At 60.7% G+C, this 24,214-nt stretch carries 19 protein-coding genes and 1 tRNA gene; 10 read left to right on the top strand and 10 right to left on the bottom strand.

Going from position 1 to position 24,214, the window contains the following annotated elements; genetic code table 11:
• Nucleotides 1-202: 202 nt before the first annotated feature.
• Nucleotides 203-1,123 (bottom strand): DUF808 domain-containing protein, encoded by a 921-nt coding sequence (locus LGH70_RS09080; protein WP_226184917.1) that lies wholly within the window; start codon nucleotides 1,121-1,123, stop codon nucleotides 203-205.
• Nucleotides 1,124-2,013: 890 nt separating this feature from the next.
• Between LGH70_RS09080 and LGH70_RS09075 the strand changes: the two genes are divergently transcribed.
• The 8 genes from LGH70_RS09075 (at nucleotide 2,014) to LGH70_RS09040 (ending at nucleotide 14,112) form a co-directional block, all read left to right on the top strand.
• Nucleotides 2,014-3,483, top strand: a complete 1,470-nt coding sequence (locus LGH70_RS09075) for a TPM domain-containing protein (protein WP_226184916.1) — start codon at nucleotides 2,014-2,016, stop codon at nucleotides 3,481-3,483.
• A 138-nt stretch (nucleotides 3,484-3,621) separates the two neighbouring features.
• A complete protein-coding gene (locus LGH70_RS09070) occupies nucleotides 3,622-4,293 on the top strand; it encodes a response regulator transcription factor (protein ID WP_226184915.1) in 672 nt (223 codons plus the stop codon).
• 46 nt (nucleotides 4,294-4,339) lie between these two features.
• Entirely contained in the window at nucleotides 4,340-5,689 is a 1,350-nt protein-coding gene (locus LGH70_RS09065; RefSeq protein WP_226184914.1) for a sensor histidine kinase, read from the top strand.
• Nucleotides 5,690-5,865: 176 nt separating this feature from the next.
• The gene (locus LGH70_RS09060; protein WP_226184913.1) at nucleotides 5,866-6,957 is read left to right on the top strand and encodes an efflux RND transporter periplasmic adaptor subunit; all 1,092 of its coding nucleotides are present in this window, start codon (nucleotides 5,866-5,868) and stop codon (nucleotides 6,955-6,957) included.
• Nucleotides 6,958-7,086: 129 nt separating this feature from the next.
• Nucleotides 7,087-10,278 (top strand): efflux RND transporter permease subunit, encoded by a 3,192-nt coding sequence (locus LGH70_RS09055; protein ID WP_226184912.1) that lies wholly within the window; start codon nucleotides 7,087-7,089, stop codon nucleotides 10,276-10,278.
• Nucleotides 10,271-11,719 carry a TolC family protein gene (locus tag LGH70_RS09050; RefSeq protein WP_226184911.1) on the top strand — a complete coding sequence of 483 codons (1,449 nt, stop codon included), beginning with the start codon at nucleotides 10,271-10,273 and terminating at the stop codon, nucleotides 11,717-11,719. Before LGH70_RS09055 ends, LGH70_RS09050 begins: the two co-directional genes overlap by 8 nt.
• 374 nt (nucleotides 11,720-12,093) lie before the next feature.
• Complete coding sequence (locus LGH70_RS09045) at nucleotides 12,094-12,807, top strand: RibD family protein (RefSeq protein WP_226184910.1); 714 nt, start codon at nucleotides 12,094-12,096, stop codon at nucleotides 12,805-12,807.
• A gap of 360 nt (nucleotides 12,808-13,167) precedes the next feature.
• Nucleotides 13,168-14,112: an NHL repeat-containing protein gene (locus LGH70_RS09040; protein ID WP_226184909.1), complete on the top strand. Its 945-nt coding sequence runs from the start codon at nucleotides 13,168-13,170 to the stop codon at nucleotides 14,110-14,112.
• A gap of 266 nt (nucleotides 14,113-14,378) precedes the next feature.
• Here LGH70_RS09040 and LGH70_RS09035 read toward each other — a convergent pair whose 3' ends face one another.
• From LGH70_RS09035 to LGH70_RS08995, 9 genes are all read right to left on the bottom strand, one after another.
• Nucleotides 14,379-15,602 (bottom strand): 5-(carboxyamino)imidazole ribonucleotide synthase, encoded by a 1,224-nt coding sequence (locus LGH70_RS09035; RefSeq protein ID WP_226184908.1) that lies wholly within the window; start codon nucleotides 15,600-15,602, stop codon nucleotides 14,379-14,381.
• 23 nt (nucleotides 15,603-15,625) lie between these two features.
• Nucleotides 15,626-16,138 carry a 5-(carboxyamino)imidazole ribonucleotide mutase gene (purE, locus tag LGH70_RS09030; RefSeq protein ID WP_226184907.1) on the bottom strand — a complete coding sequence of 171 codons (513 nt, stop codon included), beginning with the start codon at nucleotides 16,136-16,138 and terminating at the stop codon, nucleotides 15,626-15,628.
• Between the two features lie 42 nt (nucleotides 16,139-16,180).
• A complete protein-coding gene (locus tag LGH70_RS09025; RefSeq protein ID WP_226184906.1) occupies nucleotides 16,181-16,453 on the bottom strand; it encodes a hypothetical protein in 273 nt (90 codons plus the stop codon).
• Between the two features lie 112 nt (nucleotides 16,454-16,565).
• Nucleotides 16,566-17,843 carry a dihydroorotase gene (locus LGH70_RS09020; protein WP_226184905.1) on the bottom strand — a complete coding sequence of 426 codons (1,278 nt, stop codon included), beginning with the start codon at nucleotides 17,841-17,843 and terminating at the stop codon, nucleotides 16,566-16,568.
• A 95-nt stretch (nucleotides 17,844-17,938) separates the two neighbouring features.
• The gene (locus tag LGH70_RS09015; protein ID WP_226184904.1) at nucleotides 17,939-18,919 is read right to left on the bottom strand and encodes an aspartate carbamoyltransferase catalytic subunit; all 981 of its coding nucleotides are present in this window, start codon (nucleotides 18,917-18,919) and stop codon (nucleotides 17,939-17,941) included.
• A 497-nt stretch (nucleotides 18,920-19,416) separates the two neighbouring features.
• Nucleotides 19,417-19,560: a hypothetical protein gene (locus LGH70_RS09010; protein WP_348533742.1), complete on the bottom strand. Its 144-nt coding sequence runs from the start codon at nucleotides 19,558-19,560 to the stop codon at nucleotides 19,417-19,419.
• Between the two features lie 226 nt (nucleotides 19,561-19,786).
• Entirely contained in the window at nucleotides 19,787-20,467 is a 681-nt protein-coding gene (locus LGH70_RS09005) for a phosphatase PAP2 family protein (protein ID WP_226184903.1), read from the bottom strand.
• A 91-nt stretch (nucleotides 20,468-20,558) separates the two neighbouring features.
• Nucleotides 20,559-20,643, bottom strand: a tRNA-Leu gene (locus LGH70_RS09000).
• A gap of 123 nt (nucleotides 20,644-20,766) precedes the next feature.
• Complete coding sequence (locus tag LGH70_RS08995; protein WP_226184902.1) at nucleotides 20,767-21,486, bottom strand: phosphatase PAP2 family protein; 720 nt, start codon at nucleotides 21,484-21,486, stop codon at nucleotides 20,767-20,769.
• Between the two features lie 112 nt (nucleotides 21,487-21,598).
• Here LGH70_RS08995 and LGH70_RS08990 point away from each other — a divergent pair, with 112 nt between their 5' ends.
• Nucleotides 21,599-22,237 carry a class I SAM-dependent methyltransferase gene (locus LGH70_RS08990; protein ID WP_226184901.1) on the top strand — a complete coding sequence of 213 codons (639 nt, stop codon included), beginning with the start codon at nucleotides 21,599-21,601 and terminating at the stop codon, nucleotides 22,235-22,237.
• 115 nt (nucleotides 22,238-22,352) lie between these two features.
• Nucleotides 22,353-24,188, top strand: coding sequence for a M61 family metallopeptidase (locus LGH70_RS08985; RefSeq protein WP_226184900.1), 1,836 nt, complete (start codon nucleotides 22,353-22,355; stop codon nucleotides 24,186-24,188).
• The last annotated feature ends 26 nt before the right edge of the window (nucleotides 24,189-24,214 follow it).

The raw sequence follows: 24,214 nt of genomic DNA, 5'->3' as shown, positions 1-24,214 counted from the left end.
ACGGCTCCTGGCCCAATAAGTACCAGCCTTCATCATCACTGGTGCCAAAGACCAGATATGGCGAAAGCGGCAAGAATACATGCCTACAAACAGCCATGCGCCCAGGTGCGCGTTACCCGGCAGGTCGGCCACGGCCCGGAACCTGCCGGGCCGGAGGGCCGTGGGCAGCCTGGGAAAGCCCAAAGCAGCCGTTGGCCCCGCTTTATTGCTTGCGGAACAGCTTCTTAAACAGGGCCACTAACTTCTCCACCACAAAGCCAATCATTAACCCACTCACGGCACAGGCCAGGGCCTTAGCCAGCCAGGCTACTGCCGGAAGGTGGGCCAACGCCTCTTGTAAATCGTCCAGTAAATGACTGGTGAACGGAATACCGTGGGCAATGATTTCGGCCCCTACCCAGAGCATAGCGGCCGTTCCCACATAACTCAGGATGCTCAGGAAACGCGGCATGAATTGCACGAGGCCGCGCCCGAATTTCTGCGTCACCGGGTGGAATTTATCCTGGGCCAGGTGCACGCCGATATCGTCGGCCTTCACAATCAGGCCCACAAAGCCGTAGACGGCCACGGTAATGAAAACCGCCACGGCCAGCATAACAACAATCTGGTTGGCAATGGGCTGGTCGGTCACCTGGCTGTAGGCAATGGCCATAATTTCAGCCGATAGGATAATGTCGGTGCGAACCGCTCCCGCCACCCGCTGCTGTTCAAGCTCCTCCGGCGTAATTGTTTCCAGCTGCTCACTTTCCACGTCTATTGCGGGGTGCTTGCTGAACATAGAATGCACTTTCTCATACCCTTCAAAGCACAGATACGCTCCGCCTACCATCAGAATGGGCGTAATGGCCCAAGGAGCAAAGTACCCGAGCAGCAAGGCGGCCGGCGTCAGGATAACTATTTTGTTGATGAGGGACTTCTTCGCTATCTGAAAAATGATAGACAGCTCCCGGGATGGGTCGAGGCCCACGACGTACTTGGGGGTCACCGCCGTGTCGTCGATAACAATGCCGGAAACCTTGCCTGTGGTTTTGGCGACCTGCGCCGGCACATCATCCAAGCTGGCCGCGCTGGCTTTAACCAAGGCGGAAACGTCATCCAATAGCGCAAAAAGACCTGATGCCATGTTTTATGTGGTCGTGGTGTAATAGTTTTTTGATGGTTACGCGTTTTTGCTTCGCTCGGCTGGCTGCCAGCACGTCAGCGGGGCCTGGCGGCGTGGGGTTGCCGCCGTACAGGGCGTTGCAAGCACAAGAAGCCAGAGCTTATTCTACTTGCTGCCGGGGTATTCCTGGGGCCCAAGCACTGGCTAGTGTACGCCACAGCCGTTACCCTGCCGACTATAGGAGCCTGTTGTCTGGGCTACTATAAATACTGAAGGCATCGGCTCTACGTATCGGGTAGCTGAAGCCAGCAGCCCCTTGGTTGGTTCTGGTGACCGTGCCATCGCCCTTATGAATAGTGCTTGAGTAAGTCGCGTACTTCCAGTGGCCCTCCAGGGTGGGTTCGGGCGCAGCTTTACCTTTCTTACGGGCGAAGGAAAGCAGTGTGAGGCTGAGCAGAAGCAAAGGTAGAAGTTGAGACACGAAAAAGGGATAGGCAGGTTAAGCCGCTGGCCGTGTATGCGGGGTTCAAAGCTACCGCCTTTCCCATTACTTATTTGACCAGCTGCGCCGGCTCCGCGAGCAGGAGAAGCTGCCGCTCGCGCACTTCGCTCTGCGGATTACCAATATGTGGTTTCACCTGGCACTGATTTTCCGCTCGACCAGGCCGCCGACCGGTTCTTTCTGGTGCCGCATCACCGCCTAGAATTGGCATGCCGGGCCAAAGATTTAAAAAACAGCCGTTCGCTGCCTGCCAATGGGGTATGTTTACCGCGTGAATACCGGGCAACCGGCTGGCTATAACAGAAGTCCTCGGGCTGTCGATGCCGAATTTTCCTTTACCTGGCGGTAGCCCTGGCAGGCCCTTCCCGGGCTGCCACCCGCTTGGCATTCCTTGCGTAATCCGACCCTGATGTCTTGTTTCTACCGGGCCCTGCTGGGTCTGCTGCTAGTAGTGGTGGTGAGCTGTGGACCAGCGGCCCCTGACCCCTTAGAAGCTATTCCCGACCCCAAAACGCTGGATGAGTCCTACGTCAGCGACCCGGACCGCGTGCTGCGGCCCGCTACCGTGCAGCTGCTGAACAGCCAGCTGCGGGCCCTGGACCAATCGGGCCGGGCCCACATCGATGTGGTCGTGACCCGCAGCATTGGGGAGGCCGTGCCCAAAACCACGGCGACAGCGCTGTTTAACCGCTGGAAAATCGGCGACGCGGAAAAGGACAATGGCTTGCTGCTGCTGCTGGTGCTCGACCAGCGCCGCGTCGAATTTGAAACCGGCTACGGCTTGGAAGCCGACCTGCCCGACATTATTTGCTTCCGCATTCAGCAGCAAATCATGCTGCCGCTGCTCAGAGACAAGCGCTACGACGAGGCCCTGACCCAGGGCGTTCAGGCCCTCATGGTGCACCTGGCCGCCAGTGCCGCCGTGCCGGATTCCTCCCGGGTGGCGACCAGCAGCCCGGCCCCGGAAAGCAGGGCCGTGGCCCCCGACGGGGCCACGCTTACCCCCCATGACCGGTGGGTAGGGCTGGGCACCTTCTGCGCGTTGGGCTCCTTTTTTCTGTGCATGCTGGCCATCGGCCTCTCGCCCAACGACCACCGGTCGTTCACTTTCCTGTGGCTGGGCCTTGTGCCGGTGGGCCTGGTAGGACTGCTAAACCTGCTGCACCCCACCATCGACGACAATGCTTCCCTGTATGCCATCATTGCCCTGAGCTACCTGCTTCCCTGCGGCTACCTGCATTGGACCGTGCTGCAGCTCAATCGGCGCTACGCCGCGCAGCCCGCAGCCCTGAGCCGCCGGGAGCGGTATACTTACCTGGAGCGGCAGCACAGCTCCGTGCAAACGTTCTTTCGGGTGCTGTTCTTTCCGGTGGGTATGCTCGTTTACTGGCTCTGGCACTGGCGCCGGATGCACCAGCTGCGCGCCGCCCCCTACGCCTGCTCCAACTGCTCAGGCGGCACCATGCACCGGCTCAGCGAGAAGCAGGACGATGCCCTGCTAAAGCCGGGCCAGGCGGCCGAGGAAAAGACCAGATCCATAGATTACGACGTGTTCCAGTGCACCCAATGCCACCAGACGCTCGTCATTGACTACAAAAACCTGGGCACTACCGTAAAGCCCTGCCCGCAGTGCCAGTACCTGACTCTGGAAGCACAGGAGCCCACGGTGGAGCTTGCCGCTACTACCTCGGCTACCGGCTGGGGCTGGAAACAGTCCCGGTGCGCCCACTGCCAGCACCAGACCAAAAAGGTACGCTACACCATTGCCCGCAAGTCGTCCAGCAGTTCCTCCTCGGGCAGTTCCTCATCGTCGGGCGGCTCTTCCTCCAGCAGCAGTGGCGGCTCCTCGGGCGGCGGGGGCTCGGGCAGCAGCTGGTAGCACGGGCACCCGGGCCTTGGGCGGAAAGTTGCCTGCTGCGTGGCCCTGCCCGCGGCCGCGGCCTGAGCCTGCTGGCAGCGACAAGACGATGAGACAACTTGGCGTAATTTTCCGCCCCGTTGTAATAAGAGAGATGTAATGAAAATTTTGCTGGTAGAAGACGAGGTCAAGCTAAGCTCGTTCGTACGGAAGGGCTTAGAGGGCGAAGGCTACTGGGTCGACACGGCTTTCGACGGGCAGCTGGGTTTGAGCAGAGGCCTGCGGGGAGACTACGATCTGGTGATTTTGGACGTCAGCCTGCCCCAGCTCAATGGCTTCGAAGTGTGCCGCCGCTTGCGGGCCGAGCTGCCGCAGCTGCCTGTTCTGTTGCTGACGGCTCTGGGCGGCATTGCCCACAAAACCGAGGGCTACGACGCCGGGGCCGACGATTACCTGGTCAAGCCCTTTGAATTCCAGGAGCTGCTGCTGCGGGTGCGCGCCCTCTACCGTCGCTACCACGATGCCGGTCCCGGCCGCACCCTGAGCGTGGCCGACCTCACGCTGCACCTCACCACCAAGCGCGTGGAGCGCGCCGGCCGGCCTATTACCCTCACGGCCCGGGAGTATGCGCTGCTGGAGTACCTGCTCCTGAATAAAGAGCATGTAGTATCGCGGGTAGACATTGCCGAAAAGGTCTGGGAGCTGAAGTTTGATACCAACACCAACATCATCGACGTGTACATCACGTACCTGCGGCGCAAGATTGACAAGGACTTTTCGCCCAAGCTCATCCACACGGTAGTGGGCATGGGCTACGTGCTGCGCGAATAAGCTTTCACCGGACCATTACCTATCTGCTAATTAGCTGTTTGCCAGCATGACTATTCGCACCCGCCTTACCCTCTTCTTTGCCGGCCTGATGCTGGCCTTGGTTGCAACGGTGTCGTGCGGCGTCTATTTCTTTGAGCGCAGTAGCCAGCGGCGTATTTTTGAAGGGCTGCTGCTGCGCAAGGCCGAGGCGACGGCCAAGGTGTATGTGCGCCGGCACGACCGATTGGAGCCAACCGACGCCCTACTGCTGCTGACCCAGGAAAACCAGTACGAAGCCCTCTACAACGAAGCCAATCAGCGGGTTTATGCCAGCCGGCCCAACGCCGGGCTGGTCGTCACGGCCCGCTTGCTGCGGCACGCACGCACGGCCGGACGAGTGGCTTTTAGCCAGGGGCCGGCCGTGGGCGTGGCGCTTTCCACCAAGGAAGGGAATGAGCGGTTTGTGGTCATCGTCACGGCCGAAGACCGGTTTGGCCGGGAGGCGCTGGCCCGATTGCGCAACAACCTACTTATTACCAACATCATGGGTCTGACGCTGGTGGTTGCGCTGGCTAATCTGTTTGCGGGCCGCGCGCTACGCCCTGTGCAGCAGCTGAGTCAGGAAATTCAGGCACTTTCTTCGCGCACCCTGGACCAGCGGCTGACCACCGGCAACGGGCACGACGAGCTGGCGCGCCTGGCCGCCCAATTCAATGCCTTGCTCGCCCGCCTGGCCGATACCGTGGCCCAGAACCGCACGTTCGTGTGGCAGGCCTCGCACGAGCTGCGCACCCCGCTGGCCAACCTGCTGGGCACGCTCGACATGTCGCGGGCCTACGACGAGCGGCCCGAAGAGCTGCGCGCCGCTCTTACCTCGGCCACCGAGGAGGTGCGGCGCCTCATTTCGCTTACCAACGACCTGCTGCTGCTGGCCGAGCTGAGCCAGGAAAAGCCCGCCCACGACCTGCCCATGACGTCCGTGCTGCTCGCCGAGCCCCTGCTCGATGCCGTGCAGGCGGTGCAGCGCCGCTACCCCGCTGTCGTCATCGAGCTACACCTGCCGGACGCGGTGGAGAACTGCCAGGCCCGCGCCCACGCCGAGCTGCTTACCCTGGCCCTGGTCAACCTGCTCGACAACGCTTGCAAGTATTCAACCGCCGGCTCGCCCATCCGCACCAGCCTCGCCCCAGGCCCCGGCGGCGGCACTTTCACCGTGCGCGACGCCGGCATGGGCATCGCCCCCGAAGCCCTGCCCCACGTCTTCGAGCCGTTTTACCGGGCCGAGGCCGTGCGCGCCCGCATTGGCGGCAACGGCGTGGGCCTGAGCCTGGTGCAGCGCATCGCGGAGCTACACGGCGGTGGCGTGGCCGTGCATTCGGTGCCGGGCAAGGGCACGGAGTTTCGCTTCTGGCTGTGAGCGGCCGGCGGCCGGCCCAAAGCCGGGGAATGCGCCTTCGGGCAAGGATCATCCCGCAAACCTGGCGGCCAAACCGGTGGCGCGGGCCGCATTAGAAAGTTCTAATCTGCTTCCAATCCCAGGTTAATACCGCCGCTACACCTTTGCTCACTCACACCAGTGAAGGAAAGGTTTTTATGAAGAAAATGCCCCTGCTAGCGCTGCTAAGCCTGTGCGCCTTGTATGGCGGCACCGGCTGCTCAGAACAGAAAAAAGAAGCAGAAGAGCACATCCGGTTGGTCGCGACCAGCCCGCTGCAGAAAGACACGACGGTTACCAAGCAGTACGTGGCCCAGATTCACTCCATTCAGCGCATCGAGCTGCGTGCCCTGGAAAAAGGCTACCTGGAGAAGATTTACGTGGACGAGGGGCAGCATGTGCGCCAAGGGCAGCTCATGTTTCAGATCAAGCCCACGGTGTACCAGGCCGAGCTGAAAAAGTCGCAGGCCGAGGCCAGCTACGTGGGCCTGGAGTACCAGAACACCAAGAAGCTGGCCGACAAGAACATCGTGTCGGGCAGCGAGCTGGCGCTGGCCCAGGCCAAGTACGATAAGGCCCGCGCCGAGGTGTCCTTGGCCCGGACGCACCTGCAGTTTACCACGGTACGCGCGCCGTTTAGCGGCATCATGGACCATTTCCAGGGCCGGTTGGGCAGCTTGGTGGACGAGGGTGACTTGCTGACCACGCTCTCGGACAACAGCAAAATGTGGGTCTACTTCAACGTGCCGGAAACGGAGTACCTCGACTACGAAGCCCACGCCAAGGCCGGCGACAGCGCCCGGAAAGTGCGGCTGCTGATGGCCAACAACGAGGTGTTCAGCCAGCCCGGCCTGGTGCAAACCATTGAGGCCGATTTCAACAACGAAACCGGCAACATTGCCTTCCGGGCCACTTTCCCCAACCCCAACGGGCTGCTGCGCAATGGCGAAACGGGCAGCGTGCTGATGACGGTGCCGCTCAGAAAGGCCCTGATAATTCCGCAGAAAGCCACGTTCGAGGTGCTGGAGAAGAAATACGTCTTCGTCATCGACGAAAGAAATGTGGTGCACCAGCGGGAAGTGGGCATCGCCTCCGAGATGCCCGACCTGTACGTGCTCAAATCCGGCCTGGCCGGCACCGACCGAATTCTGCTCGAAGGCTTGCGCAAGGTGAAGGACGGCGACAAGGTGCGCTACGACTACCAGACGCCGGCAGCGGTCATCTCGCACCTGAAAGTGTACAGCGAGTAAGCACGCCCCATACCCCAAGCGGCGTGCCCTTGTTTGGGGTGCCGGGCATCCGCGTGGTGCCCCGGCAGCGCCCGGCATGACGGATCTGGCCCCGTAGCGGGCCCTCCTCAATACATAACCAGCCAGAGTATGTTCAGTAAATTCATTCGGCGGCCCGTATTCGCCATTGTTATATCAGTCGTCATCCTGCTGATGGGCGGGCTGGCCATTCTGCAGCTGCCCACCTCGCAGTTTCCCGACATCTCCCCGCCCCTGGTCATGGTCAGCGCCTCGTACCCCGGGGCCAGCGCCAAGGTACTGACCGAGTCGGTGCTGATTCCGCTGGAGCAGGCCGTGAACGGCGTGCCGGGCATGAAGTATATGACTTCCGACGCCGTGAGTGCCGGCGAAGCCAATATCCAGATTGTCTTTAACCTGGGCACAAACCCCGACCAGGCCGTGGTAAATGTGAACACCCGCATTGCGCAGGTGCTCAACCGCCTGCCGCTGCTGGTGCAGCGCGAGGGCGTGGTGGTGAACCGCGTGGTGCCCAACATGCTGATGTACGTGAACCTGTACAGCAAGGACAAGAACACGGACATGAAATACCTCTTCAACTTTGCCGGGGTGAACATGATACCCGAGCTGCAGCGCCTCGGCGGCATCGGGCGGGCCAGCATCCTGGGCAGCCGGCAGTACGCCATGCGCGTGTGGCTGAAGCCCGACCGGATGCGGGCCTATAACCTGTCGGTCGACGATGTGATGAAGGCCCTCGACGAGCAGAGCGTAATTGGCTCGCCCGGCCGCATCGGCCGCTCCGACGGCAAGCAGGCGCAGTCCTTGGAGTACGTGCTCAGCTACCAGGGCCGTTTTAACGACGTAGAGCAGTACAAGAACGTCATTATCAGGGCCAACGCCAACGGCGAAAGCCTGCACCTGCGCGACGTGGCCACCGTGGAATTGGGCTCGGAGTACTACGACATCTACTCCAACCTGAACCAGTACCCCTCGGCCGCCATCGTGCTGAAGCAGACCTACGGATCCAACGCCTCGGCCGTCATCAAGGAGGTGAAAGCCAAGCTGGAGGAGCTGAAGAAAACCAGCTTCCCGCCCGGCATGGACTACAAAATCACCTACGACGTGTCAAACTTCCTCGACGCCTCGATTGAGAATGTAATTCATACCCTGCGCGACGCCTTTATTCTGGTGGCCCTGGTAGTGTTCCTGTTCCTGGGCGACTGGCGCTCCACGCTCATTCCGGCCATTGCGGTACCGGTGTCGCTGGTGGGCTCGTTCATGGCCATGCAGGCGTTTGGGCTTACCATCAACATGATTACGCTCTTCGCCCTGGTGCTCTCCATCGGCATCGTGGTCGACAACGCCATTGTGGTGATTGAGGCCGTGCACGCTAAAATGGAGGATGAGCACCTCTCGCCCTACAATGCGGTGCGCAAAGTGGTGGGCGAAATCAGCGGCGCCATTATCGCCATTACCATCATGATGACGGCCGTGTTCATTCCGGTGTCGTTCATGAGCGGCCCGGTGGGCATTTTCTACCGCCAGTTCTCGATTACGATGGCCACGGCCATTGTGATTTCGGGACTCGTCGCCCTCACGCTTACGCCGGTGCTCTGCGCCATGATTCTGAAGAACACCCACGGGCAGCCCAAGAGGAAAACGCCCCTGCAGCGCTTCTTCGACTGGTTCAACCGCAGCTTTGAGCGGCTGACCAATGCCTACGTGGGCCTGCTGGAGCTCATTGTGGCCAACCGGCTTGTCACCTTTGCCATGCTGCTGGCCTTCGGGCTGGGCATTTGGGCCATCACGGCCCGGCTGCCGGCCGGCTTCATCCCGAGCGAAGACCAGGGCCTGATTTACGCCATTGTGCAGACGCCGCCCGGCACCACGCTCGAGCAAACCAACGCCGTATCGCAGCGCCTGGCCGGCATGGCCAGAGCCGTGCCCGGCATTGCCAACGTCTCCTCGCTGGCTGGCTACGAGGTGCTCACCGAGGGCCGCGGCTCCAACGCCGGCACCTTGCTGCTTGACCTCAAGCCCTGGTCGGAGCGCAAGGAATCCATTGCCGACATTATTGGCAACCTGGAGAAAAAAGCCCACGAAATTCCCGGTGCCACCATCGAATTCTTCGAGCCGCCGGCCGTGCCGGGCTACGGCGCGGCAGGTGGTTTCCAACTCCAATTGCTGGACAAAACCAACTCCGGAGACTACAAGGCGCTGGAAAAGGTGAATACCGAGTTCATGGCCAAGCTGAAGAAACGCAAGGAACTGGCCGGCCTGTTCACCTTCTTCTCGGCCAACTACCCGCAGTACGAGCTTAAGATTGACAACGAGCTGGCCATGCAGAAGGGCGTGAGCATCGGCAATGCCATGAACACGCTGAGCATCCTGGTGGGCTCCACTTACGAGCTGGGCTTTATCAAGTACCAGCGCTTTTTCAAGGTGTTCGTGCAGGCCTCGCCCGAGTACCGCAAGCTACCCGAGGACATCCTGAACATGTGGGCCAAGAACGACAAGGGCGAGATGGTGCCGTTTTCGGCCTTCATGAAAATCGTAAAGACCCAGGGCGCCAACGAAATCAACCGCTACAACATGTACACCACCGCCTCCATCCGGGGTGGCGCCGCCGAGGGCTTCAGTTCGGGCGAGGCCATCAAGGCCGTGCAGGAAGTGGCCAAAGAACTACCCCACGGCTACGACATTGACTGGGGCGGGCTGTCGAAAGACGAGGTGGGCCGCGGCAACGAATCCGTCATCATTTTCCTGATTGTGCTCGTGTTCGTGTACCTGGTGCTGGCCGCGCAGTACGAAAGCTTCCTGCTGCCGCTGGCCGTTATTTTCTCCCTGATTGCGGGTGTGTTCGGCTCATTCCTGTTCATCAAGATGTTTGGCCTGGCCAACGATATCTACGCCCAGGTAGGCCTCGTAATGCTGGTGGGCCTGCTGGGCAAAAATGCCGTGCTGATTGTCGAATTCGCGGCCCTGAAGCACGAAGAAGGCATGTCGGTGCGCGAGGCGGCCATTGAGGGTGCCCGGGTGCGTTTCCGCCCCATTCTGATGACGTCGTTTGCTTTCATCGCCGGCCTGATTCCGCTGGTGGTAGCCACGGGTGCGGGCGCCATCGGCAACCGCACCATCGGCAGCTCTGCGCTGGGCGGTATGCTCTTCGGCACCGTGTTCGGGGTCATCATCATTCCCGGTCTGTATTACTTCTTCGGCACGCTGGCCGGCAACAGCAAGCTGATTCGGGACGAAAACGAGTCGCCGGTATTGGAAGGCGTAGAGCCGCGTGCATTAATCGAAGAAACCGAGCCCTATGCTTAAGAAACGTTTTTATCAATGCCTGAGCGCCATCAGCCTGGCCCTGGCCGTGGGCGCGTGCAAAACGCCCGAGCTAGCGGTCAAGAACGAGACCCGCACCACGCCGGCCCGCTACCCGGCGGCCACTGCCGCCACGGCTGCCGACAGCGCCAACACGGCACGCCTGCCGTGGCAGCAGTTTTTCACCGACCCTGACCTGCAGGCCCTCATTGGCACGGCCCTGGAAAACAACCAGGAGCTAAACATCACGCTGCAGGAAATTGAAATTGCCCGCAACGAAGTCCGGGCCCGCAGCGGCGAGTACCGGCCCTTCGTGGGCCTGGGTGCCCGCGCCGACGTGGAAAAAGTGGGCCGCTACACCCTGCAAGGCGCCACCGAGGAACAGGTCGACATCAAGGAGGACCGGCACACGCCCGACCCGCTCACCAACTTCCAGCTGGGCACGTTTGCCACCTGGGAGGTGGATATATGGCACAAGCTGCGCAACGCCAAGAAAGCCGCCGCCCGCCGGTACCTGGCCTCGGTGGAGGGCAAGAGCTTCATGGTGACCAACCTGATTGCCGAAATTGCCAACTCCTACTACGAGCTGCTGGCGCTGGATAATCAGCTACTGATCGTCAGGCAGAATATTGAAATCCAGGCCAATGCGCTGGAGCTGGTGCGTTTGCAGAAGCAGTCGGCCCGCACCACCGAGCTGGCCGTGCAGCGCTTCGAGGCCCAGGTGCAGCACACCCGCGCCCTGCAGTTTAAGCTGCAGCAACGCATCGTCGAAACGGAAAACCGGCTGAACTACCTGGCCGGCCGCTACCCCCAGCCGGTGGCCCGCAACGCCGCGTCGTTCAACGACCTAGTGCCAGCGGTTGTCGCGGCTGGCTTGCCCACCCAGCTGCTGGCCAACCGCCCGGATGTGCGCCAGGCCGAGCAGCAGCTGGCCGCCGCCAGGCTGGACGTGCAGGTAGCCCGGGCCAGCTTCTACCCCTCGCTGCGTCTTTCCGCCGCGGCTGGCCTGGCCGCATTCACGCCTGGCCTGCTGGTTTCCACGCCCCAATCCATGCTGTATTCGCTGGGCGGCGACCTGGCAGCGCCCCTGCTGAACCGCAACGGCCTCAAAGCCACCTATTATAGCGCCAACGCCGGGCAAACCCAGGCAGTGTTTCGCTACGAAAAGACCGTGCTCAACGCCTATTCCGAGGTTTCGAACCAGCTCGCAAGCATCGACAACCTGAACAGCAGCTACGAGGCCAAAGCCCGGGAAGTGGCCGCCCTGAATCAGTCCATTGACATCTCGAACAGCCTGTTCCGCGCCGCCCGGGCTGAATACACGGAGGTGCTGTTCACCCAGCGCGACGCGTTAGAGGCGAAGTTCGACCTGCTTGAAACCAAGATGCAGCAGCTGCAGGCCACGGTGAATGTGTACCGGGCCCTGGGAGGCGGGTGGTATTAGCGACGGATCTTTGCCGACAGCCTGGTTGCCGCACCACTTCTCCCTTGTATTGCGTTGCAGCAGAAAGCGGCGGAAACGAATGAAGCCGTAGGGCTACTGCGGGCAAAAAACGAGCGGCGCGACGGTGTGTATCGCCACTGAGCCGCAACACATACCAGCCGGGAGCCAGGCCAGCGGTGGGGTATCTGGCCAGCGGCACGGGCCGGTAGGATCCGTCAACTCCCGGTCCTTTCCCTGCCGTTAATATTGTCCGCTTCTGCTTTCTCTATCCCAGGGAATACGCTCAGGCTTTGGGGGAGGCTGTCTGCTGCGTGGCCGTTGTGTTGTACAAGTAGGCTGCTACCCTCTGCCCACCGGGGCCGTATAGGCTGCTTATGAAACGACCCTATGTTATCTGCCACATGATGTCCTCCGTGGACGGCAAAATCCTCTCGGCCAACTGGCAGGATGAGGAACTGACCAGCACCTTTGCCGGCTATTTTGAGAAGTACCACGTCACCTTCACCAGCCAGGCCTGGATGTGCGGACGCATAACCATGGAGCGCGACTTCTCGGGCGGCGTGCAGCCGGAGCTGCGCGAGGCCCCGCACCCGATAGCCCGTGAGCCGTTTATCGGGGATAAGAATGCTACCTCCTTCGCCATTGCCGTCGATGCCCACGGCAAGCTGGGCTGGGAGAGCAATACCACGCACGGCGACCATCTGATTGAAGTGCTGACTGAGCAGGTCAGCGACAATTACCTGTATTACCTGCAGCAGAAGCACATTTCCTACTTGTTTGCCGGCAAGACGGAGGTCGATTTCGCGTCAGTTCTGCACCAGTTGGCCGAGCTGTTTCCCATCGACACGCTGATGCTGGAAGGCGGCGGCCACCTGAACGGCTCCTTGCTCAACGCCGGCCTCATTGATGAGCTGAGCCTGTTGCTGCTGCCCATTGCCGACGGTACACCTGCGTCGCCGACCACCTTTGAAGTAAGCGAGTACCTAGCCAAAGGCCCGGCAACGCGGCTGCGCTTAACCGAGGTGCAGCAGCTGGATAACGATGTAGTCTGGTTGAAATACCGGTTCAACCGCTCTGGAAGAGAGTAGGAAAATCTGGCCCTTCGCGTAATCTTGTGCCTGTGCATGCAACTTGGCGCAACCGACGCAACCGTGCGGGTAGCTCCCTACTTCTACTGGTGTCACAGTTGTTGAACTGTCCTGTAAAATCGTGGCATGAACTGAATCAAGAGCACTATAGCTAATTATAGAACTGGATGTCCTTACCCGTAATTCTTCTGCATGCAAGACACCCCTGCTTTTCCCTCAAGAATGAGATTCCGGTGGCTATTATCCTTACTCCCTTTCTTGCTATTGTTTCACCTGGGATACGGGCAGCAGCGGCCGCCCGCAAGCATAGATTCCTGCTCCACAACAACTATAGCGGGCGCCATCAAGCAGGCAGGTAGTATGGATGGGCAAACATCCAGCGCCCGCTTTAATCGGCCAATGGGAATTGCCGTCGCCCCGGATGGAACGGTGTACGTAGCCGATTGTAACAATCACACCATTCGACAGATCAGTCCGGAGGGGGTTGTCACAACCCTGGCGGGAATGGCCGGACAGCCTGGCCGGCAAGATGGGCTGCGGGAACTTGCGCGCTTCCATCATCCCGTCGGGCTAGCCTTGGATGCCGCGGGAAACCTGTATGTTGCCGACACGCAGAACCACACCATCCGCAAAGTAACGCCAGCGGGTCTGGTCATAACGATGGCGGGCAGGCCGGGCGAAAAAGGGACTACGGATGGCGAGGCCAGTAAGGCTCGCTTCAACTTTCCTCAAGGCATCACCGCAGCACCGGACGGGACAGTGTATATTGCCGACACGGAAAGCCATACGATTCGCCAGTTGACCACTACGGGGGTGATTCGGACAGTGGCGGGCATGCCCGGGCGCAAAGGCGCTGCGGATGGCACTGGGGCAAATGCGCGCTTTTTTCACCCCTCCGGCTTGGCTACCAACGCTTCCGGTACCCTGTATATCGTGGATAATGGCAATCACACGATCCGAAAGATTGAGTCCGACGGCATGGTGCGTACCATTGCAGGAGCTGCCGGCAAATCCGGTAGTGCCGATGGCCAGGGCACGGCCGCCCGTTTCGACTGGCCCAATGGTATTGCCGTGAATGCGCGGGGCTGGTTGTATGTGGCCGATAATGTAAACTCCACCATACGCCTGCTGCTGCCGAATGGACAAGTCACGACCCTCACGGGCAGGGCCAAGAGCTGGGGAAGCCAGGATGGTGCTGGAAGCGAAGCACGCTTTGAATTTCCTTTTGGTGTCGCGCTTCATCCCCACGCGCAGACGCTCTATGTGACGGATACGAAGAATCAGCTGCTGCGCTGCGTGCAGTAGACATCAGGGCATCACCTGGGCGGGCTGAGATAAGCGTGCTGTTCGGGAACAATGCGGACAGGCTGGTACTGCAGCTGCACGAGGCAAAAGTGTTCCAGTGCCGGGAACAACTTGCCCAGAGATAGTGAGGAGAATAGCTCCCGCAATCTATTACTTGCTGGCAAGGTCCGCTAACTTTCCCTTCCCGGACCTTAGCAAGGCTTCTGGGCAACGATACTAGCCGCTCCAGGCCTATGACCAATACCTGGGCCAGTTGAAGACCGCATCTAAATGGCATCCAGCCCCGGCAAGCCGAGCAAACCAGCGGCGCGCCGGGCCACGGCTTTGACACTGTCGACATCCGTGCCAGTGACGGTCAGATGGCCCATCTTGCGGCCAGCGCGCGCCTGTGCCTTACCGTACAGATGCAGGTGCGTGCCTGGCAGGCTCAATACCGAGTGCCAGTCCGGCTCCTGCAGTTGTCCGCTGCCATCGAACCACACCTCACCCAGCAGGTTGAGCATGATAGCCGGGGAATGCTGGCGCGGCTGCGGCAAGGGCAAGCCAGCCATGGCATGGACCTGTAGGTCAAACTGCGACACATCACAGGCATCCAGGGTGTAGTGGCCGCTGTTGTGCGGGCGCGGGGCCATCTCGTTGACCACCAATCCGCCGTACTCGCTGCCATTGTCCACCACAAAAAACTCGACGCACAGCACCCCGACATAGCCCAGGTGATGTGCAATGGAAACAGCAGCGTTGCGGGCCTTGGTTGCCAGGGCGGGCGGCATGTTTCCTTCGTAGCCATGAGTCACGGCCAAAATGCCGTCGACGTGCACGTTACGCTGCGGGGCGAAACTGACGACTTGCCCGTCCCAGCCGCGGGCCACCAGCACCGAACACTCGGCCGTGAGCGGCAGCATCTTTTCCAGTACGCAGGCCACCCCACCCAACTCTGCCCAGGCAGCGGCCAGCTCATCGGCGGTCTTAACGCGGACCTGCCCCTTGCCGTCATAGCCCATGCGCGCGGTCTTCAGGATGCCGGGCAGCAAATCGGCCCGGTCGGTCTGTACAGCCTGCAATTGGGCCGGCGTTTCAATCACCGCGTAAGGCGCGCAGCTCACCCCCGACACAGCAGCGCAGGCGGCGAAGTGGGCTTTTTCCTCGATGCGGTTTTGGGCAATGCCTACTACCGCCGCACTTGGCGCCACGGGCCGGGACTGCGCCAGCGTTTGCAGGGCCTGAGCTGGTACGTTTTCAAACTCAGTGGTGATGGCCTGGCACAGGTGAGCCAGTTGCGTCAGCCCGGCCGGGTCGTCGTACCCGGTCTGGATATGGTGGTGACTCACCAATCCGGCCGGGCTTTGCGCGTCGGGCTCGAGCACGGCGGTGAAGTACCCCAGGCGCTGGGCGGCATGCACAAACATCCGGCCCAGCTGGCCGCCTCCTAGCACCCCTAGGGTGGCCCGCTGGCCTGCGGCGTCCACACTACCCGGGTAAACCGGGGTCATGGCTGCAGATTCATGATCGGCACTCATACCGGCAGCGTCATGGCGCGAGCGGCTTCGGTTTGCTCGGCGCGAAACGCCTGCAGCTTGGTCGCTAGGTCAGCATCATGCAGGGCCAACAGGCTGACGGCAAACAAGGCCGCATTAGCCGCCCCGGCAGTACCTATAGCAAACGTGGCCACGGGTATCCCTTTAGGCATCTGCACGATGCTGTGCAATGAGTCCACGCCCTGCAGATGGCGACTGGCCACCGGCACGCCCAGCACGGGCACTGTGGTTTTGGCGGCCAGCATGCCTGGCAGGTGGGCGGCACCACCCGCACCGGCAATAATGGCCTGCAAGCCGCGCGGGCCGGCCTGTTCGGCGTAGGCAAACAAGTCGTCGGGCATGCGGTGAGCCGACACCACGCGCGCTTCGTGGGCCACGCCAAACTGGGTGAGAATCTGCACGGCATGCTGCATGGTGTCCCAGTCGCTGCTGGAGCCCATCACCACGCCGATGAGAGGTTTGGGGGTATTGGGGGAGGAAGGTGTATTCATCGAAATTATTTGGTCGTCATGCTGAACGAAGCCGAAGCATCTTTACTGCTGGGTTGTTTTTATGGTCATACCGTCATGCAATTGGAACAGATGGTAGCCACAATGCTCAGTAAAAACAGCTATTTCCTTTAACTCAGGCGCCTTAATGGCGAAGGCATATCTGAACTCAATCTTTGAGTCATCCTCGAACTCAATGTGCACAATACTCTCAGCCAGGAAGTCAGAAGCACTGAGCGTTTCACGATTGCTCCCTTTTGCAGTTAGGTAATCTTGTAGCTTGGTTTTCCAACGTTCGGGCAAATCTGAATGGCGCATTTAGGCAGTGATTTTGAGGACACAACAATGCCATCTGAATGTAAGCAACGAAGCGGTAGAGATGCTTCGACTTCGCTCAGCATGACGGCCTTTTTCAGCTAGGCTCGAATGGTTAGCGCTCCAGCAGGATTTCGGTGCCTAAAACCACCAGGTCTACCCGGCCTTTCAGCGTCTGGTCGATGAAGGGCGTGTTCTGGGACTTGGATTTCATGAATTCCCGCGTGAAGGTCGTTTCTGCTCCGGTATCGAACAAGACGCAGTTTGCTTCCTGGCCCACTTCAATGGTGGGTACCGGCAGGCCCATCAGGCGGCGGGGCTCCGCCGAGTAGCGCTTCACCACCAGGTCCCAGCCGAATTTTTCGGGCTCCACGAAGAAGTGATACAGCGACACCAGGGCCGTATCCAGGCCAGTAATGCCGTTGGGCGCACTGATGAAATCCTGGGCTTTTTCGAACGGCGTGTGCGGCGCGTGGTCGGTGGCAATGAGGTCGAATACGCCTTCTTTGAGCCCCTCGAGCAGGGCATCACAATCGGCCTGGGTGCGCAGCGGCGGGTTCATCTTGTAGTTCGTGTCGTAGTCGCCGATGTGCTCGTCGGTAAACAGCAGATGGTGCGGGGCCACTTCGGCCGTCACCTTCACGTCGCCGCGGGACTTCCACCAGCGGATGGTTTCCATGCCAAGCTTGCTGGAAACGTGCTGGATGTGCACGTGTGCGCCCGCTGCCCGGGCCAAACGAATGTCGCGGTCGATGATGATTTCCTCGGCGCAGGCCGGCGAGCCCTTGATGCCGAGCCGGTAGCTCATCACCCCTTCGTTCAGGGCGCGTGGCCCGGCCAGCTCCGGCACCTCACAGTGGCTGGCGAAGAACATCCCGAACTCGGTGGCGTACTGCATGGCCCGCAGCAGCACGGCCGGGTCGCTGGTGGTATCCCCATCGTCGGTGAGCATTTTCACCCCGAGCGTGCGCATACCCTCGATTTCCGCCAGCTCCTTGCCCTCGCGGTTCTTGGTGACGCAGCCGGAGGTATACACCGGAATGCGGGACCGGTGCGTGGCATTTTCCAGCACGGTGGCAATGGCCGTTGCCGAGTCGAGGGCCGGGCGGGTGTTGGGCATCATGACCACGCCGGTAATGCCGCCGTTGATGGCCGCTTCGCTCCCCGTGGTGATGGTTTCCTTGTTCTCAAACCCGGGGGCGCGGAAATGGACGTGGGCATCAAACATGGCTGGCATCAGAACCCGGCCGCGCGCGTCGATGACGCGGGTACCCTCGGGAATGGTCAGGTTGCTGCCGATGTTCTGAATTTTTCCTTCGACAATCAGGACATCGCCTTCAAGAAGTACGGGGGAATTTTCGGAGGCGATGCGGGCGTTTCGAAGAAGGAGCATGGAGGAAGAAGTGCTGTAAACCGGCAAGGGATGGTGGGTATTCGGGCTGTTGAAGATGAAGATACATGGGCGGAACCAGCCGCCGCGTTGGGCATTTAGGGCATAATCACCGGTGAGCTGGCCCGCTGCCGTGCGACATACGATTCCTGCTTCGGGAATTCCCCGCCCGGCGTGAGCCAGTCGAGCACGGCCATGCGGATGGAGATGCCATTTTCGACCTGGTTGGTAATCAGGCTGCGTTCGTAATCCATAACGGCGTCGCACAGCTCGACTCCCCGATTCACGGGGCCGGGGTGCATGATGTAGAGGCCCCGGTCACGGATTTCCGCCAGCCGGGCGTTGGTAATGCCGTAGACCCGGTGGTATTCCCGGACGTTGGGAAAAAACTGCACGTCCTGACGCTCCATCTGCACGCGCAGCAGATACACCACATCGGGCGACCAGGCCATAGCTGCTTCGTAGTCGGTGAAGCGGCGGATGCTTTCCGGAATATACTTGGGTACCAGTGAGCCGGGGCCCAGATACGCCACCTCCACACCCAGCTTTTGCAGCAGGGTGCTGGTGGAGCGCGCCACGCGAGAGTGGAGAATATCGCCGATGATGAGGACTTTTTTGCCCCGGGGGTCAGGGAATTTCTCCCGGATAGTGAAGGCGTCCAGCAGGGCCTGGGTCGGGTGCTCGTGCGCGCCATCGCCGGCATTAATAACTGCCGCCGTAGTTTGGCGGGCAATCATGCCGGGCAGGCCGGAGTGGCCGTGGCGGACAACGATGTAGTCAGTGCGCATGGCCTGGAGCGTCTCGATAGTCTCGCGCACCGACTCACCCTTGGTGATGGAGGAATGGTCGATGTTGAAGTTCGTCACCTCCGCCGAAAGGCGTTTGGCCGCAACCTCGAAGGAGGAGTGGGTGCGGGTGCTGGCCTCGTAGAACAGCATCAGTACGGACTTGCCATCGAGGGCCGGGATTTTCTTCACCGACTGGGTGAAGAGTTTTTTGAAGGACGTGGATTGGTCGAGCAAAAACTCGATTTCCTCACGGTGAAGGGATGCGATGTCGAGCAGATCTTTACGTGCCATACCGGAGTGGAGGAAAAGTGAGGTCGTAGTCAGGAGTAAGGAATGTGTAAGGCTATCTGATTCTGATGTTCTTACACCGCGGTTGAATTAGGCAGGATGCATTGGCCACGGGGCAGCAGCCGAACGCAATGGACATAAAAAAACCGTTTCGGAATCCGAAACGGTGGCGGGGCAATACCTGAAAAAACAACGGAAATACCAGAGGCAAAATCAGGAAAACCGATAGCGGCGAAGACCTTCCGGTCTACTCGCGGTTCCCTGTCGAGCAGGACCTCGCGCTTCATCAACAAGCTTTTTGGTTGAAGCATGCTGCAAAACTACAGCATTGTTGCACTCGGCAACTCATCGGTAAGACTGATTTTTTTTCGCGCCGCTTTTTCCTCCTTTTGTTTTTCGACCTAACGGGCTAAACGACGCGCTTTTGATCCTTTTTTTCACCGTCAAAAAAATTATGGCCTGCGTAATCAATTGCTTCGCCAGCACAATCTATCCCAACGTTAGCTCTTTATTCCGCTAGCCTTAGCTGGCGGGCCCTCTCGGAGGTGACAAAACAGGTAGGGCGCGGGGTTGCCCGGCTGCACCCGCGGCATCACTGTACTAATTTCAACGTGCCCGAACCCGAAGCTAGCCAGCTCATCCACCAGCCGCGCATCTTTAGCATACCCCGCCGCCAGGCCAACAGGCTCTTATAATTTCAGGTACGAACACCGTGCGCTCCAGCTTTGGCTGTTTGTACCTGAACTGGTTGCGCAACACCGCCCGCGTCAGCGGCAGTTTACCAGCTAGGCTCAGCGCCCACACTCTCTGGCAGCGGACGGCTTGACGCCGCATGAGGCGCGGAATATCCTTCGCCCTCGCAATAACAGGTTAAGCTTCCCGCTGCACTCTGTCTTTCTCCCGCCACCAGAGGTGCAGGCCGGAGCGCAGCAGTAGCAGCCAGCCCAGGCCCGCGGCAAAGCCGGCCAGCACATCGGTGGTGTAATGCACGTGCAGATAAATGCGCGTCAGGCCAATCAGGATAGCCCAGAGCAGCAGGGCCACGGCCCACAGCGGGTGCCGGCCGTGGCGCCAGAGCAGCCAGCCCAGGCAGCCGTAGAGGGCCATACCAATCATGGCGTGGCCGCTGGGAAAGCTCAGGCCCAGCTGCGGAAACAGGGCCGTATCGGGGCGCAGCCGGTGAAAGTGGGTTTTGAACAGCTGGTTGAGAATAGCCGAGCCAGCCACGGCCCAAAACACTTCCAGGGCTTCGCGCCGCCGCTTGCGCCAGCTCAGCACGGCCGGAATGGCTACGCCGGCCAGCACCAGAAACGGCGCGGAGGCAAAGAACGTGATGCGCACCACCCACGGGGTTAGCCCCGGCACGGCGGCCCGCAGCCGGTCGAGCTGCTGGAAGCCCAGCTGATCGAGCTCCAGGGAACCCTGCACGAACACGACGCGGGTCAGATAGAAAAATGCGGCTAATGAACTCAGGAACACGAGCAGCAAGACGCCTACTTCCACCGTGAGAAAGGCGAGCAGACTGGCCAGACGCGTACCGAGGTTTTTCATGGGGTAACAGAGCCGAGGGAAAGCTGCGCGGAATTAGTGAAAACCAACCATTCGGAAAACAAAAAAGCCGATCCTTTCGGATCGGCTTTCGTGGTGCGCTCGGAGAGACTCGAACTCTCACACCTTGCGGAACTGCCGCCTGAAGACAGCGCGTCTACCAATTTCGCCACAAGCGCAGCTCTTTGTTGTCAGACCAAAATCCCTGGCGGGGTGTCTTTCAACGATGCAAAGATACAAGGCTTCGAAGTAGTTTATCAAGCTTTGCGCGAAAAAAATCCTGAAAAATCTTTGCCAGAACGCTATTCTGGCTGTTTTTCAGCTAATTGCGGCGCGTATTTAAATCGATTTTTTACCCGTTTCTCGATTTGCTGGAGCAGCGGAATGGCAATAAAGAGCCAAACCAGCCCGGCCGTGAAGCCCGCCAGCACGTCGGAGGCATAGTGCACGCGCAGATACACGCGCGTCAGGCCGACGAGCAGAATCAGCAGAACGAGGGCCACAACCAAGAGCCAGCGCAGCACTTTCTGGTGCCGCACGTGGGTCAGGACCAGGTAAATCAGCAAGCCGTAGAACGAAGCGCTGATCATGGCGTGGCCGCTGGGGAAGCTCAGCCCCGAGGCTGACACCAGCGGCAGCAGCGGCCGGGGCCGCTGGTAGGTGTTTTTCAGCACCAGATTCAGCGTAATGCTGCCCAGAGCCACTACCGGTACCAGCAGGGTGTACCAACGGTGGCGGCGCACCACCAGAAAGTAGCCAATCAGCAGCAGGGCCACGGCCGAAATAAAGTTGCGCGAGGCCAGAAACGTGATATGCTCGACCCAGCCGCTTTGGTTTTCCCCCAGAATGTGCCGGGCCCAGTGAAACGCCCGGGCGTCGAATACGGCGGCATCCCGGTCGAGCACCTCCCGCCCCAAAGCCAGAAACCCCACGACGCCCAGCACCCCAATAATCAGCGTCACGGCGAATTCTGCCGTGAATAACATGAAGCCCGCCACGAGCCGGCGTATATGATTGGTCATTGCTGCGTAGAAGAGGTAAGAATAGCTGCATACGACGAGACCGGGCTTCGGGTCGGTCTTGATCCTGGGCTCGTACTTCTCTGCTTCTTCTACCGCCCGATTTTCTTTTCCCATGAGCCTTGCCGATACCGGCTTCGACCGGGTAGCCGCTTTCTACGACCCGCTGGCTCGCCTGGTGTTTGGCGACGCGCTGCGGCAGGCCCAGCAAGCGGCGCTGGCGGGCTTACCCACGGGCCGGACCCAGGTACTCATCATCGGGGGCGGCACGGGCTGGGTGCTGGGCGAGGTGCTGCGGCGCCAGCCCGAAGCCTGGGTGCTGTACCTGGAGGCTTCGGCGGTAATGCTGGCCAAGTCGCGCGAAACGCTGCTGCAACTGCACCCGCAGCGCGCCGCCCAGGTCGAGTTCCGGCTGGGCACCGAGCAGGCGCTTGGGCCCGGCGAGTCGTTTGACGCCATCATTACCTTCTTCTTTCTCGACTTGTTTGCACCCGAGCGGCTGCGGGCCATTCTGCGACGTCTGAACGAAGCCCGCCGCCCTGCCGCTCCCTGGCTGGTTGCCGACTTTCGGCCTGCCCGCCCGCTCTGGCAGCGGGTATTGCTCTCGATGATGTACAGCTTTTTCCGCCTCACTACCGGTATCAGTGGCCGCCACATGCCCGATCTGGCGCTGGAATTAGGTGCTTTGGGCTTGCAGCGGCGGCAGCAAACATTGTTTTTTCACGGCATGGCCGAGGGCTCCGTGTTCAGCTAAACTGACCTCTGGTATTTGCCCCTGAGGCCGCAGCGCGGAAAAACTATTGGCGCCCGGGGCTTGATTAGCGGCGGCGGGCCCTATTTTTAGGCATCCATCCTCGTTTTCCTTTCCTATGCGGAAATCCGCCGCCACTCTCCTACTTGCCCTGGCTTTGCCCGTGGCCACCCTGGCGCAAGCACCCGTGCAGTACACCGTAGCTTTTCCCAACGCGGTGCACCACGAAGCCCAGGTTACCGTCGTGTTTTCGGAGCTGCCCGCCGGGCCGCTGCAGGTGCGCATGGCCCGCAGCTCGCCGGGCCGCTACGCCCTGCACGAATTCGCCAAGAACGTGTACGCCGTTGCGGCCACCGACTCGAAAGGCAATGCCCTGACCGTCAGCCGACCCGACCCCTACGGCTGGGACGTGAGCGGCCACGACGGCACGGTGCGCTTCACCTACACGCTGTTTGGCGACCGGACCGACGGCACCTACGCCGGCATCGATGCCATTCATGCCCACCTGAACATGCCCGCCACGCTGGCTTACGGCAAAGGTCAGGAGCAGCGGCCGGCCGAGGTGAAGTTTAAGCTGCCCACGGGGTGGCAGGTGGCTACCCAGTTGCGCCCCGATGCCACGAAAGGCACGTACTACGCGCCCCATATGCAATACCTGATGGACAGCCCCACCTCGCTGGGGCCGCAGAAAGTGCGCTCCTGGCAGCATCAGGGCCGCACCATCGAAATGGCCGTGCTGCACGAGGGCACCGACGCCGAGCTGGACGCCTACACGGAGAAAACCAAGAAGATCGTGCAGGAGGCCGGAGCCGTGTTCGGCGAGCTGCCCGCCTTCGACTTCGGCCGCTACACCTTCGTGGCCAACTACCTGCCTCAGACCAGCTCGGATGGCATGGAGCACCGCAACTCGACTTCCGTAACCAGCAACCGCCCGTTGCGCGGCGACTATGCCGTGAACAATCTGGGTACGGTTTCTCACGAGTTTTTCCACGCCTGGAACGTGGAGCGTATCCGTCCCCGCGACCTGGAGCCCTTCGACTTCGACCGGGCCAATATGAGCAACTCACTCTGGTTTGCCGAAGGTTTCACCCAGTACTACGGCGACCTGATCATGCGCCGGGCCGGCATTTTCACTGACGACCAGTACGCCCAGTACGCGCTCAGTGGGCTGGTCAATGCCATACTGAACTCGCCGGGCGCGGCCCGCTACTCGCCGGTGCAGATGAGCCAGCAGGCGCCCTTCGTGGACGCCGCCGCCGCTATTGACCCCAACAACCGCGGCAACACCTACCTGTCCTACTACCTCATTGGCGGCGCCAACGCCCTGGCCCTGGACATGCTGCTGCGCCAGAACCACAAAACCACGCTGGATGCCTACATGCGCGCCGTGTGGGAGCAGCACGGCAAAGAACAGCAGAACTATGCCCCGGCCAAGCCCTACACCCTGGCCGATTTGCAGCGCGTGCTGGGTCAGGTAAGCAAAGACACGGCCTTTGCCGGCCAGTTTTTCCGCCAGCATATTCTGGGGCATGAACTGCCGAAGTTCGAGCAGCTGCTGGCCCCGGCCGGCCTGCTGGTGCGGCGGGCCCGGGCCGGACAGGTAAGCCTGGGTACCCGCCTGACCTACAACCCCGCCGATAGCACCGCCTCCATCGGCACCCCGTATCTCGACAGCCCGCTCTACCAGGCCGGCCTCGACCGGGAAGACGTGCTGCGCAAGCTTGACGGGCAGCGCCTGAGCAGCCCCAAGGCCGTGCAGGAGCTGCTGGCCGCCCACAAGCCCGGCGACGTAGTAGCGGTGGAGTACCGCACCCGCGGCGGCATCCGCACCACCCAGCTTACCCTGACCGAGGACCCCGTGCTGGAAGTAGTAACCTACGAAGCCGCCAAGCGCCCCGTAACCAAAGCCATGAAGAAGTTTCGGGCCGACTGGCTCAACGGGAAGACGAAGTAGCTTTGCTCCGAGAGAAAACAAGAAGG

Source organism: Hymenobacter nitidus, from assembly GCF_020447315.1.
In the GTDB taxonomy this organism is placed as follows: domain Bacteria; phylum Bacteroidota; class Bacteroidia; order Cytophagales; family Hymenobacteraceae; genus Hymenobacter; species Hymenobacter nitidus.
This window is presented reverse-complemented; position numbering and strand designations above follow the sequence as displayed.

Coding starts and splice junctions, on each gene's coding strand:
- LGH70_RS08985 (WP_226184900.1), top strand. CDS start 22,353: ATGCGGAAATCCGCCGCCACTCTCCTACTTGCCCTGGCTTTGCCCGTG.
- LGH70_RS09050 (WP_226184911.1), top strand. CDS start 10,271: ATGCTTAAGAAACGTTTTTATCAATGCCTGAGCGCCATCAGCCTGGCC.
- LGH70_RS09025 (WP_226184906.1), bottom strand. CDS start 16,453: ATGCGCCATTCAGATTTGCCCGAACGTTGGAAAACCAAGCTACAAGAT.
- LGH70_RS09040 (WP_226184909.1), top strand. CDS start 13,168: ATGGATGGGCAAACATCCAGCGCCCGCTTTAATCGGCCAATGGGAATT.
- LGH70_RS08995 (WP_226184902.1), bottom strand. CDS start 21,486: ATGACCAATCATATACGCCGGCTCGTGGCGGGCTTCATGTTATTCACG.
- purE (WP_226184907.1), bottom strand. CDS start 16,138: ATGAATACACCTTCCTCCCCCAATACCCCCAAACCTCTCATCGGCGTG.
- LGH70_RS08990 (WP_226184901.1), top strand. CDS start 21,599: ATGAGCCTTGCCGATACCGGCTTCGACCGGGTAGCCGCTTTCTACGAC.
- LGH70_RS09045 (WP_226184910.1), top strand. CDS start 12,094: ATGAAACGACCCTATGTTATCTGCCACATGATGTCCTCCGTGGACGGC.
- LGH70_RS09065 (WP_226184914.1), top strand. CDS start 4,340: ATGACTATTCGCACCCGCCTTACCCTCTTCTTTGCCGGCCTGATGCTG.
- LGH70_RS09035 (WP_226184908.1), bottom strand. CDS start 15,602: ATGACCCCGGTTTACCCGGGTAGTGTGGACGCCGCAGGCCAGCGGGCC.
- LGH70_RS09080 (WP_226184917.1), bottom strand. CDS start 1,123: ATGGCATCAGGTCTTTTTGCGCTATTGGATGACGTTTCCGCCTTGGTT.
- LGH70_RS09070 (WP_226184915.1), top strand. CDS start 3,622: ATGAAAATTTTGCTGGTAGAAGACGAGGTCAAGCTAAGCTCGTTCGTA.
- LGH70_RS09060 (WP_226184913.1), top strand. CDS start 5,866: ATGAAGAAAATGCCCCTGCTAGCGCTGCTAAGCCTGTGCGCCTTGTAT.
- LGH70_RS09005 (WP_226184903.1), bottom strand. CDS start 20,467: ATGAAAAACCTCGGTACGCGTCTGGCCAGTCTGCTCGCCTTTCTCACG.
- LGH70_RS09015 (WP_226184904.1), bottom strand. CDS start 18,919: ATGGCACGTAAAGATCTGCTCGACATCGCATCCCTTCACCGTGAGGAA.
- LGH70_RS09020 (WP_226184905.1), bottom strand. CDS start 17,843: ATGCTCCTTCTTCGAAACGCCCGCATCGCCTCCGAAAATTCCCCCGTA.
- LGH70_RS09055 (WP_226184912.1), top strand. CDS start 7,087: ATGTTCAGTAAATTCATTCGGCGGCCCGTATTCGCCATTGTTATATCA.
- LGH70_RS09075 (WP_226184916.1), top strand. CDS start 2,014: ATGTCTTGTTTCTACCGGGCCCTGCTGGGTCTGCTGCTAGTAGTGGTG.